This window comes from Amphritea sp. GJ51-11, assembly GCF_055808735.1.
Window position 1 is genome coordinate 4,333,105 of record NZ_CM147881.1, and the last position, 12,272, is coordinate 4,345,376.

The 12,272-nt window shown below is 46.5% G+C and carries 11 protein-coding genes; 7 read left to right on the top strand and 4 right to left on the bottom strand.

Features of this window, described 5'->3' with window-relative positions; genetic code table 11:
- The first annotated feature begins 7 nt into the window (after positions 1–7).
- The 7 genes from yidC (at position 8) to AC0L4K_RS19625 (ending at position 7,283) form a co-directional block, all read left to right on the top strand.
- Positions 8–1,681 carry a membrane protein insertase YidC gene (gene yidC / locus AC0L4K_RS19595; protein WP_417225802.1) on the top strand — a complete coding sequence of 558 codons (1,674 nt, stop codon included), beginning with the start codon at positions 8–10 and terminating at the stop codon, positions 1,679–1,681.
- A gap of 199 nt (positions 1,682–1,880) precedes the next feature.
- Positions 1,881–3,248 carry a tRNA uridine-5-carboxymethylaminomethyl(34) synthesis GTPase MnmE gene (gene mnmE, locus AC0L4K_RS19600; protein WP_473269254.1) on the top strand — a complete coding sequence of 456 codons (1,368 nt, stop codon included), beginning with the start codon at positions 1,881–1,883 and terminating at the stop codon, positions 3,246–3,248.
- Positions 3,249–3,645: 397 nt separating this feature from the next.
- Entirely contained in the window at positions 3,646–4,032 is a 387-nt protein-coding gene (gene tnpA, locus AC0L4K_RS19605; protein WP_473266753.1) for an IS66-like element accessory protein TnpA, read from the top strand.
- Positions 4,029–4,376: an IS66 family insertion sequence element accessory protein TnpB gene (gene tnpB, locus AC0L4K_RS19610; RefSeq protein ID WP_473266752.1), complete on the top strand. Its 348-nt coding sequence runs from the start codon at positions 4,029–4,031 to the stop codon at positions 4,374–4,376. The genes tnpA and tnpB overlap by 4 nt, the downstream gene beginning before the upstream one ends.
- A 51-nt stretch (positions 4,377–4,427) precedes the next feature.
- Entirely contained in the window at positions 4,428–5,960 is a 1,533-nt protein-coding gene (gene tnpC / locus AC0L4K_RS19615) for an IS66 family transposase (RefSeq protein WP_473266751.1), read from the top strand.
- Positions 5,961–6,103: 143 nt separating this feature from the next.
- Positions 6,104–6,445: a gamma-butyrobetaine hydroxylase-like domain-containing protein gene (locus tag AC0L4K_RS19620; RefSeq protein ID WP_473267616.1), complete on the top strand. Its 342-nt coding sequence runs from the start codon at positions 6,104–6,106 to the stop codon at positions 6,443–6,445.
- A gap of 112 nt (positions 6,446–6,557) precedes the next feature.
- Positions 6,558–7,283 (top strand): TauD/TfdA family dioxygenase, encoded by a 726-nt coding sequence (locus tag AC0L4K_RS19625; protein WP_473269255.1) that lies wholly within the window; start codon positions 6,558–6,560, stop codon positions 7,281–7,283.
- A gap of 63 nt (positions 7,284–7,346) precedes the next feature.
- Here the strand turns inward: AC0L4K_RS19625 and AC0L4K_RS19630 are convergent, their stop codons facing one another.
- The 4 genes from AC0L4K_RS19630 to AC0L4K_RS19645 all read right to left on the bottom strand — a co-directional run bounded on the left by AC0L4K_RS19630 (position 7,347) and on the right by AC0L4K_RS19645 (position 12,086).
- Positions 7,347–8,342, bottom strand: a complete 996-nt coding sequence (locus AC0L4K_RS19630; RefSeq protein ID WP_473267617.1) for a GlxA family transcriptional regulator — start codon at positions 8,340–8,342, stop codon at positions 7,347–7,349.
- Between the two features lie 78 nt (positions 8,343–8,420).
- Positions 8,421–10,082, bottom strand: coding sequence for a BCCT family transporter (locus tag AC0L4K_RS19635; RefSeq protein WP_473267619.1), 1,662 nt, complete (start codon positions 10,080–10,082; stop codon positions 8,421–8,423).
- A 120-nt stretch (positions 10,083–10,202) separates the two neighbouring features.
- Positions 10,203–11,174 carry a 3-hydroxyacyl-CoA dehydrogenase NAD-binding domain-containing protein gene (locus tag AC0L4K_RS19640; RefSeq protein WP_215954027.1) on the bottom strand — a complete coding sequence of 324 codons (972 nt, stop codon included), beginning with the start codon at positions 11,172–11,174 and terminating at the stop codon, positions 10,203–10,205.
- Between the two features lie 21 nt (positions 11,175–11,195).
- Positions 11,196–12,086 carry a beta-keto acid cleavage family enzyme gene (locus AC0L4K_RS19645; RefSeq protein WP_215954100.1) on the bottom strand — a complete coding sequence of 297 codons (891 nt, stop codon included), beginning with the start codon at positions 12,084–12,086 and terminating at the stop codon, positions 11,196–11,198.
- Positions 12,087–12,272: the final 186 nt, after the last annotated feature.

The window sequence follows — 12,272 nt, forward strand, 5'->3', positions numbered from 1 at the left end:
AGAAACCATGGATGTACAGCGCATTATATTGATCGCAGCACTGGCAATAATCTCTTATATGCTAGTGCTTCAGTGGAACCAGGACTACGGGGTTAAACCTGTACCGGTTGCTCAGGCCGAATCTGTTTCAGCTTACCAATCAAAAGCTGAAACAGTCGCCAGTAATGAAGGCAGTGATCTGCCAACAACAGAAAGTGCAGTGTCTGCCAATACTGATCTGCCCGAAGCAAAAGCGCTCGCAACCACAGCACAACAGCAACTGGTTTCTATTAAGACCGATGTGCTTGAACTGCTGATCGATACCAAAGGTGGCGACATCATTGAACTGGCTCTGCCAAAACACAAAGCAGCGCTGGATAATGATCAACCGTTTGTCTTGCTAGAGCAGAACGGTAACCGTACCTATGTTTCTCAAAGCGGCTTGATTGGTAAGAATGGCCTCGATGCTAGCCCTGAGGGTCGCCCACAGTACACTACCGCGGAAAACAGTTATCAACTTGATGGTGAAGAACTGGTTGTTGATCTGGTGCATACCGGTGATGATGGCGTTGTGGTCACTAAGCGCTTCCGTTTCACTGCGGGTAGCTACAAGATTGAACAGGATTTTCTGGTCACCAACGGCTCTAGCGAAAGCTGGCAGGCAAAACTGTTTGGCCAGATCAAACGCGACGGTTCAAAAGACCCTTCTCAAACTACCAGTATGGGTATGCAAGCCTTCCTCGGTGCTGTTTTCTCAACCGCTGATGAGCATTATGAGAAAGTAACTTTCGATGATATGCAGGAAGCCAACATCAAGAAAGTCAGCCAAGATGGTTGGGTCGCCATGTCACAGCATTACTTCCTGAGTGCTTGGATTCCAGATGCTGGTGCTGAATACAGCTATAGTAGCCGCGTTAGTAACGGTAACTATATTGCCGGTTTTGTTTCACCTGAGTTTAGCGTTGCACCAGGCGAAAGCAAAACAGTTAAAGCCAACTTTTATGCCGGTCCTAAAGATACTGACCTATTAGAACAGGCCGCTCCTAACCTAGAGTTGACCGTTGATTATGGCATTCTCTGGTTTATCGCTACACCGCTAGCCTGGTTGCTAAAAGCCATTCATGGGTTTGTAGGCAACTGGGGTGTCGCCATCATCTTTATCACTATCGTTGTTAAAGCGCTGTTGTTCCAAGTGAACGCCAAAGCCTTTAAATCGATGGCGAAGATGCGTAAGTTTGGTCCTGAGATGACCCGTCTGAAAGAGCTTCACGGTGATGACCGTCAGAAGATGTCTCAGGCGATGATGGAGCTATACAAGAAAGAGAAGATCAACCCGCTTGGCGGCTGTCTTCCTATCGTGGCGCAGATGCCGGTGTTTATCGCTCTGTATTGGGTATTGATGGAATCGGTTGAGCTACGTCATGCGCCATTCGCATTGTGGATCAATGACCTGTCGGTAATGGACCCTTACTTCATGCTGCCTATCCTGATGGGGGCGACTATGTTTATTCAGCAGTTGCTGAACCCAACGCCTCCGGACCCTATGCAGGCGAAGATTATGAAGATGCTACCGATCGTCTTCACCTTCTTCTTCCTATGGTTCCCAGCAGGTTTGGTTCTGTACTGGTTGGTAAACAACATTCTGTCGATCACTCAGCAGTATATAATCAACAAGCAAATTGAAGGTGAAGGCACTAAGTGAGTCTTCACTAACAAATAGAAAAGGTCTCTTCGGAGGCCTTTTTTTATGCTCGTCGCTGACGATTATTGCTGCTATCAAACCACTAAGCTGGCTTTTTCGAGCTACACAAGTCACATTTTTGTGACGTTCGAGCTAGGGCGCTTATATGCTAAAATCCCTAGCTGCGAATATACTGCTTAATCATTTTTCCGAGGTTCCGATGACGCTGATTAACCAAGACACCATTGCCGCTCAGGCGACTCCTCCCGGACGCGGAGGCGTGGGTATTGTGCGCGTCTCAGGCAAACTGGCCGCGACAATTGCAGAGCAGGTAGTCGGCTTCATCCCCAAACCTCGATATGCCCATTACGGGCCATTTTATGATGCCGATAAGCATGAGTTGGATCAGGGCCTAGCGCTCTATTTTCCCGGACCTAACTCCTTTACGGGGGAAGATGTACTCGAACTACAGGGCCATGGCGGCCCGATTATTATGGATTTTATCCTCCGTCGCGTCGTCGAATGTGGTGCCCGACTAGCCAACCCCGGTGAGTTTTCCGAACGTGCCTTCCTCAATGACAAACTCGACCTCACTCAGGCGGAAGCGATCGCCGATTTGATCGATTCGAGCTCAGAACAGGCCGCCCGTTGTGCCCTTAAATCACTTCAGGGAGCCTTCTCCGAGCGTATTCATCAACTTGTGGAAGCGCTGACACAACTGCGTATCTATGTTGAAGCGGCAATCGATTTTCCCGAAGAGGAGATCGATTTTCTCGCCGATGGCAAAGTGGCGGGGGATCTACAACAGATCATCGATAAACTATTGGAAGTTAAACAGGAAGCTCGTCAAGGTAGTCTTATCCGTGAAGGGATGAATGTGGTCATTGCAGGCCGGCCTAATGCGGGTAAATCCAGCCTATTAAACGCTCTAGCGGGTAAAGAATCGGCCATCGTCACCGATATTGCCGGCACCACTCGGGATGTCTTACGCGAACATATTCATATCGACGGTATGCCACTGCATATCATCGATACCGCCGGTTTACGGGATTCCCCTGATGAAGTAGAGCGGATCGGTATCAGCCGTGCTTGGGATGAAATTCAGAAAGCCGACCGCGTACTGTTAATGGTCGATGGCAGTACCACGGCTACCGATGATCCACAACAGATCTGGCCCGAGTTCGTCAGTCGCTTAGACAATCAAAGCAAAATCACCGTTATCCGCAATAAATGCGACCTAACGTCAGAAGATCCAGTTATCGGTGAGCATGATGGACATACTTTGATATCACTATCAGCCAAGGCCGATATCGGGGTTAACAACCTACGCCAGCACCTCAAAGACTGCATGGGTTATGCAAGCACGACAGAGGGAGGCTTCCTCGCTAGACGCCGCCATATCGATGCGCTCAACCGCGCAGAGAGCCTATTATTAACCGGACAAGAGCAGCTTATCTATGGCGGTGCAGGGGAGTTATTAGCAGAAGATCTACGCGAGGCTCAGCACCATCTGAGTGAGATTACCGGCGAATTTAGCTCTGATGACCTTTTAGGTAGGATTTTCAGTTCGTTTTGTATCGGGAAGTAAACCGAACCAAGGCTTGTTTTAACGATCGATAACAAGCCTTGGGCTTTAAAAACGGACCTTTCAATAACGACCAACAGCAGTACGCAAAAATATTACTTATCAACGATTTTCTGACTTAAAAACCCTATTAACCCACTCAATATCGTTATTTTTTATCTACTCTGCGCAGCTGAATCTCTATTGATAATCGATAAGAAGAGGGTCGTTAACAGCGATAGACTAATCAATATTATCTGTGGCCAACTAAAAACAGGGAAAAGCATCACTTAGCTTTTCTGCATAAGTACATTAAGCATTAATACGTAACTTTGATTAAAAGTAAGCGTCGACTGCTCACACGTTGCCTGAAAATAAGTGAGATGCGAAGTTCCCATTTAAAAATAGATGGGAACGTAACATGCATAAATCCACACTACCGCCACGACGTCGATATTCCCCCGAACTGAAACTCAAGATAGTTCATGAAGCGATTACAGGCCCTGAGTCTAAGGCGGCGATTGCGCGTGAATATGACATCAACGCAAATATGTTGTCGAACTGGATTAGAGAGTTTCGGAACGAGGCTCGCTGGGTTAAGAAAGCAAACTCGCCCATGATACCTATGATTGTTGTTGATGATTCAACTGATCAGCACGCGCCAAATCACCAACCATGTGCGCAGACACCAGAGTCGACACGGCCCTCTATGTCAGTTATGAGTATCCGGTTTAACTCAGGCCATCAGCTCAATTTGAGTAATCCGACGGATACCCAGCTCGGTCAGATCTTGAGGGCACTGGTATGATGGGGTTACCTTCAGGTACACGTGTTTGGCTGATCGCCGGTCATACGGATATGCGCAAAGGCTTTGATGGTCTTGCTGGTGTTGTCCAATATCAGATTGATAAAGATCCCTTTTCAGGGCAGCTCTTTGTGTTCAGAGGAAGGCGTGGTGACCGGATCAAAGTGCTCTGGTGGGACGGTCAAGGACTCTGCCTGTTTTATAAGCGTCTTGAACAGGGCCGATTCGTTTGGCCTCAGGCGAAAAATGGCGTTATTCACCTATCGACTGCGCAGCTCTCTATGCTGCTCGAAGGGATAGACTGGAGAGCTCCCAAACGTACTAATCGACCACATTTGTCTGCTTGAAAATCTAATAAATACGCGGATTTCAGAGGGTATTCTGATAAAATATACCTCATGAAAATGACCGCTGATTCCCTGCCCAATGATCCTGAACTGCTCAAGCAGATAGTGCTTTCTATGCAGCAGAATCTGACGGTGGAGCGGACCCGAAATGAGCATCTTGAGCTACGTCTTGCTGCGCTGCTTCGGAACCGTTTTGGCCGTTCCAGTGAACGCACGGATAGTACTGATCAGCTTGATCTTCTGATCGAAGATACCGAAACAGCGATCGCTCAGATATCGCCAAACTCCACAGTGTCTGCGCGGTCATCTTCCACCTCGCGCGGCCGTAAACGCTTTAGCGAATCACTCCCGCGTGAAGAGCGCCGTCATGAACCCGCAAGCTGTCACTGTCCTGACTGTGGAGGGAAGATGAAACTAATCGGGGAAGACCTCTCTGAGATGCTGCACGTGGTGCCGGAACAGTATGTGGTTCTGCAACAGGTTCGCCCTAAGTATGGCTGTAGTGCTTGCGATCAGATCGCTCAAGCACCTGCGCAAGAACGCGTCATTGATAAAGGGATCGCCTCGGCTGCACTGATCGCTCAGGTCATCGTTGATAAATACGCAGATCACTTGCCACTCTATCGTCAGGAAGGACGCTTCAAGCGTTCAGATATCGAACTGGATCGTTCGACGTTAGCGGGTTGGGTTGGCCGTGCCGGTGCGCTGTTAGAGCCCTTGGTGCAGGCCATCCGCACGCATGTGATGTCAGCACACAAACTCCATGCGGATGATACAACGGCACCAACGCTCAAGCCCGGAAATAACAAAACCCTAACGGGGCGCTACTGGAACTACGTACGAGATGATCGTCCCTGGGGAGGCGATGCAGCGCCTGCTGTTTGGTTCCAGTACAGTACCACCCGGTCAGGAAAAGAACCTGCCGCTCACTTGAAGGGTTATCGCGGGATCATCCAGACTGATGCTTATGCGGGTTATAACCTTGCCGTTCAGTCCGGCATCACGCGAGCGGGTTGCTGGGCTCATGTCCGCAGAAAGTTCTTCGAGCTTGCTGAATCGACAAAAAGCCCTGTTGCGCTGGAAGCCGTTGAACGAATAAACGCGTTGTATCAGGTTGAAAAACAGATCAAGGGTAAGCCGCCGGATGAACGGCAATATGATAGGCAGAAAAATGCCAAACCTTTGATGGATGATCTGTATACCTGGTTAGATCAGACCCTTCGACAATGCTCTAAAGGCTCGGCTTTGGGACGAGCGATCAACTATGCTCGCAAACAATGGGATAGCCTGACGCGGTATCTTGATGATGGCCGTATAGAAATAGACAACAACGCCGCTGAGCGGGCTATTCGCCCACTAGCGCTGGGGCGGAAGAATCACCTATTCGCCGGTTCTGAGGATGGAGGGCATTATGGTGCTGCGCTTTATAGCATCATGGGCACAGCGAAGCTCAACGGTATCGACCCAAAGGCTTACCTGACAGCCGTGCTAAAACGGATCAACAATACCAAGACCACAGATATTGAAAGTCTGCTGCCTTGGAATATCAATCTCAATGACTCTCAGGTAACCGAAGCGATCTAGGGTGTGAGCAGTCTACGCTTACGATTAAAACGCCGTTTATATATAAAAACAAGTCGATTGCGTATCACAGACAATGCTTTACCTCGGTATAAGATAATTCCACGATTACATAAAAAAACGTCGAATCTTATTAGGATAGTCTAATGCAGTCACTTGATAACACTTTAGAAATAGCATCCTTTACCCCCTATCATATTAAACAACTCCCTATCGACGTGAGCCTCAATGATGCGTCACTGACGATTACATGGGATGATGATCATAAGAGTGAGTTTCACTATTTATGGTTACGTGATAATTGTCATTGCTCCAAATGCATTGCTCAACTCACCAGAGAGCAAATGTTTGAAATCTGTGATGTCCCTCTAGAGATAAAACCGGCTGAAGCCTATATATCTGATGAACATCGGTTAGTTATTACATGGGATCATCAAGCACATATCAGCCACTTCCACCCTGGTTGGTTACGAGAGCCATTGCTATAGTGAAGCGAGTCTACAAGCCAAACAGTGGCAGCCAAAGATATGGGACAAAGCGCGTATTCAGGCAGAACTGCCTAAGCATCAAGCCAAAGAGATCCTAGAAGATGACCCATCGCTGCTTAACTGGTTAAGAGAGCTAAGAGATTACGGCCTTACGCTTGTCGAACAAGTCTCAACCGAACCCAATTCTTTAGTTAACGTGGCTAACCGAATTTCATTTATTCGTGAAACTAATTTTGGCACCATTTTTAATGTGCAAGCAAAGGCCGATGCCAACAGTGCAGCTTATACCGATTTACGACTTCCCCTGCACACCGACTTACCAACGAGAGAACTACAACCCGGCCTACAGTTTCTGCATTGCTTAGTGAATGATGCTGAAGGAGGGGAGTCCATTCTGATTGATGGCTTCAAAATTGCTCAACACATGAAAGAACATTACCCAGATGACTTTCACAGCCTGAGCACCTTCCCGATGTCGTTTTACAATAAAGACAAGCTCACTGACTATCGCTTTCGAGGCACGGCCATCGTGACAGATAGTAATAATGAAGTCGTAGAGGTCCGCTTAGCCAACTTTTTGAGAGGCCCTATCGATGTGCCTGCCCATCAAACAGTTCCTCTCTATCAAGCTTACCGACGCTTCATTGCCTTAACTCGAGACCCTCAGTTTCAATTCTTTTACCGCCTGAATGCCGGTGACCTCATTGTGTTTGATAACCGTCGTGTATTGCACGCGCGCAACGCCTTTAATTTAGAAAAAGGGCACCGACATCTGCAAGGTTGTTATATTGATCGCGATGAATTGCTCTCGCGTATCCGTGTGCTAGAAAGAGAATAACGGCCACTTAATAGCAATCAATCTTCAAGGTTGTTCCCAATTCTGGGAGCTCAACCTTGAAGATTATTTAATCATCGAACGATATTTAGACGCGGTCATGCCGTAATGCTCTTTGTAACGACAACTAAAGTGAGCCGTTGAACTAAAACCTGTGGCCAACGCAATTTCTGTCACGCTTAAACTGCTGTCTGACAATAAATGTTTACCATGTTCAACACGTAAACCTAAATAGTAAGCAGCAGGGGTGCACTTAAAATATTGCATAAACAGACGCTCTAACTGCCGACTGGAAATACAGAGAAGAATCGATATCTCTTTCGTCGTCAGCGGGTTTTCAATATTTTCAGACATTAGTTTCAATGCCTTAAGAACTTTTGGATGATGAATATTCATTCTTTTCATCCAATCCATTTTTTGGTTATCCGAGCGGTTGCGCATGCCATTCTTAATCAATTGATCGCATACTAATTTAGCTAAATCAGAGCCGCCGTATTCAGCAATAAGATAGAGCACCATATCGCTGGCCGCCGTACCTCCCGCACAGGTCATGTAATTTCCATCGATCTCAAATAACTCATGGGTTACCTCAATTTGGGGATACCTTTCCTGAAACGAGGGTAGCGCCTCCCAATGGAGAGTGACTTTGCGATGATCTAGCAATCTAGCCTTTGCTAATAGATAACAACCGGTATCTAAAGCGCCAATGATGCCACCTTGATGCTGTAGCGTTCTGAGCCATTGAATCGTTCTCTCATTGATATGGCGTTCCGGGTGAAAACTGGCATTAACAAACAGATTACGGGGTGCGCTAACTTGCTGAAAATGATGACTCGGTTGCAACGCCATACCGTTGCTGGCCGTCACTAATTCGCCATCATCACTTAAGCATTGCCAACGAAAAACCTCTTTTTCGAGTAAACGGTTAGCAATACGTAACGGCTCAATCGCCGATAATAAGGACACCATTGCGTACTCTGGTAAGAGCAAAAACGATAATGTAAAAGCACCGTCATCATCAGCCACTAATGTCGATAATGCGATTGGAGAATCACTATCCATACCTTTATCTCACATCAAAAAATACGACACGCGAAAATCACGTGTCGTATTGGCTAAAACCGATCAAGCTCGATCCAATCAATCTAATACAGCTTGCGATTCCACTAGTTTTTTTGGCTCAGTCAGTAAGGATTTTAAGACCCCTAACGTCATGATAATGATGATAAAACTTAAGGGTAGAGCAGCCGCTATATTAGCCGTTTGCAGGGCGCTTAGCCCTCCCGCCACCAGCAAGGCAGCAGCCACAAAACCAATGACGATACCCCAAAAAATACGGAATGCTTTGGGTGGCTCTTCATTACCTAAAGACAGAATAGTCGTTAATACCAATGTACCGGAATCTGATGACGTTACGAACCAGCTCATTAACAAGAAGACCATCATAGCTGAGACAAGCCAACCCACCGATCCATCACCGAAAATACCATCGGAACTAGCAAATAAAGCCGCAGGCAAGTTCCACGCATTTACCAGATCAATAATCCCAGCGGTACCAACACCGTTATCGGCAGCCAACTCTTGATAGAGCGCTGTGCCGCCAAAAATACCTAACCAGACAAAGATAATAACGGTCGGCACTAACAACACACCGATCACAAACTCTCTCATGGTACGGCCACGTGAAATACGCGCAATAAACAAACCAACAAAAGGAGCCCAAGCTAGCCACCAGCCCCAATAAAAGACAGTCCAGCCATTTTGCCACTTCGCTGGGCCTTCTTCTTCAGGAAACCAAAGCCCCATAGGCACAAAGTTAACTAAATAATCACCCAAAGAATCCATAAAGATGCCGACTAACCAACTCGTTGGTCCTCCGAATAAGAAGAATGCGACCACCACAAGGGAGATAATAATGTTCCATTGGGAAATAATGCGAATACCTTTACCCACACCCGATAAAGCAGACAGGATCGAGATAATGGAAATGATAACAATTAAAACCAACTGTGTGGTCAAGCCAGAATCAATGCCAATCAGTCGCTCTAAACCAACCGACATTTGACTGACGCCTAAGCCCAAGGATGTCGCGACACCAAAGACACAGCCTAACACGCCGAATATATCCACCGCATGGCCTATGGGCCCATAAATACGATCGCCAATAAAGGGATACAAAGAAGAACGTAATGCGAGCGGTAGTTTTTTACGGTAGGCAAAGTAGGCTAACGACATTCCAACAATCACATAGACGGCCCAACCATGGAACCCCCAGTGAAAGAATGTCACTCTTAATGCATCGACAGCACGTTCATAACCCATTTCCCCAGCACCGGCTAGGTCGGCATAAGGATTATTGGGATAACCAAAAGCGCCGCTGTTATCGAGGTAAAAAATAGGTTCAGCGACACCAAAAAACAAGATACCGATACCGATACCCGCTGAAAACAACATTGAAAACCAAGCAAAATTACTAAAATCTGGACGACTGTCGTCGTCTCCTAAGCGAACACTACCGAAACGACTAAAGACAACAAACGCACACATGGCAATCAAGAAGACGATGGTTACCATGTAATACCAACCAAAAGTCACTTCAATCCATGTTCGAATCGTGCCAAAAAGCGATCCCGCTAGCTCCGTATTCGTTCCAGTAAACAGTACAAATAGCAGGACTAGCAGGGTAGACGAAATTGTCATACCTTTATGCATGCCTTTAAAAAGGCCATGTTTTGCTAATGTATCCGATTTAAACACCCCTGATTCAGATGATTCAAAACCGGATTTAAGATTAGACGACATAAGCGTATTCTCCGTTTTTATAGTGAGGCTTTTTGTGATTTATTTTCTGTTTATAACAACGTACCTTTGTCGAGAGCATCCTTGCTTGTAAAACATCCCATAACGGAAAAGTCCGCTAACTTAACGCTTAATACCTTTTTCTTCGCGGTATTCGTTGAGTGTCTGCATAATGCGAATTAAACAATCATCTCGTTCTTGAATAAGCTCATTAATCGAGGCACCGTTTGCCTGCGTTAAACAACCTTCAACCATGTCATCTTTAAGTTTTTGTGTTAATTTCGGCGCTTTCAGACGGGTCCAAGGCTCTTCTAAGGACTCTTCAAAATGATCCAATAAATGTGCCATTCCCCCCTGTCCACCGCCGAGATGATACGTCAAACAATGACCCATGATTGCCCAACGTAAGCCAGGTCCATAAGCGATCGCCTTATCGATGTCTTCCACAGAACATTCGTTATTCGCCACCATATGTAGCGCTTCTCGCCACAACGCTTCCTGTAGGCGGTTACCAATGAAGCCCGGCAGCTCTTTATCCATTTTAGCGACTTGTTTTTCAGTGAATTCATAAAATTCAGCCGTCCAATCCACGACGTCCTGACTGGTGCGTTCGCCACCACAGACTTCACAAAAAGGCACTAAGTAGGGCGGGTTAAACGGGTGTCCAACCACAAAACGTTCTGGTTGAAGTTCAAGATTAACCGCCATATCCGTCATAGCAAAACCCGAGGTGCTCGAAATAATAACCACCTCCGGTGGCGCAATTCGATCAAGCTCGGCGAATAATTGCCGTTTCGCATCCAATTTTTCTGGCGTACTTTCTTGAATCACTTGGACGCTGTTAGCCAGCTCTTCTAGTGAATCAACAAAGCGTAAATTCTGTTTGCTGGCACCTTCTCGAAGGCCTAATTTGGTGATGGTAGGCCAGATATGGTCAACCATCGCTAATAGCTTTTCTTCGGAATTTGGGCCTGGATCATAAGCAACAACTTCCATGCCCATGCGTAAGTAATGCAGTGCCCACGCACCACCGATCACTCCCGTACCAATGACGCCTACTTTTGTTACTTCGTTTGGATTAGGACGAGCCATCATTCATCTCCTACACTTTAAATATTATTGAATGCCACTTAGGCCAAGTTTTTCACGAGCTTCGGTCGGATTAAGAATACGAGCACCCATGTTTTCAATAATATTGACTGAACGTTCAACCAACTGACCGTTGGTCGCAAGCACGCCTTTTCCTAGATACAAATTATCTTCTAACCCAACGCGTACATGGCCACCTAATAACGCCGATTGTGCAACCCAAGGCAATTGGTTGCGGCCTAATGCAAAGGCGGTCCAATTTGTATTCGCCGGTAGCATATCAACCATCCCTTTTAGCAAAGCAAAGTTGGGTGGTGTTCCCCAAGGAATGCCTTGGCACAACTGGAACATAGCATTGTCGTCCAATAGGCCTTCTTTCATCATTTGTAGGGCGAACCAAAGGTTGCCGGTATCAAAAATTTCTAGCTCAACGGTGACCCCTAATTCTTGAATACGAGCGGCACCAATGCGCAGCATCTCGGGCGTCGACACATAGACTAGATTGCTATCACCAAAATTTAAGGAACCACAATCTAAGGTACAAATTTCAGGTTTCAACTGTTCAATATGTACCAAACGTTCATGAGCACCGACTAAATCAGTATCCTGAGTAAAAGCCGTCGGGTTCTCATCTGGGCCGATATAGAGATCACCACCCATGCCTGCCGTTAAGTTAATAACGATGTCGCAGCTAGAGGCTCTTAATCGCTCACAAACTTCGGCGTACAGCTCAACACGTCTAGAGCCTTGAGTCGTCTCAGGATCTCGTACATGGATATGAGCAATAGCCGCTCCGGCATTCCAAGCTTCAATAGCAGAATTGGCTATTTGCTCAGGCGTCACAGGGACATGTTTATTACGTTCTGCGGTATCCGCTGCACCATTTATAGCGCAAGTGATAATGACGTCTTGATTCATCATTCAAAGCTCTTTTATAAGTTCAATACACACTAAAGCGACGCTACTGTGATCGCTCTAACCATCAACAGGTATAAAAGTTACAGATTAAATGAGTTCAACTTTGTCTAAAGACGATGATTCTTAGCTGAAAAAAACAGCATTGACCAAGTAACACGCTAAATAACACCTAAAGATAAAGCCCGA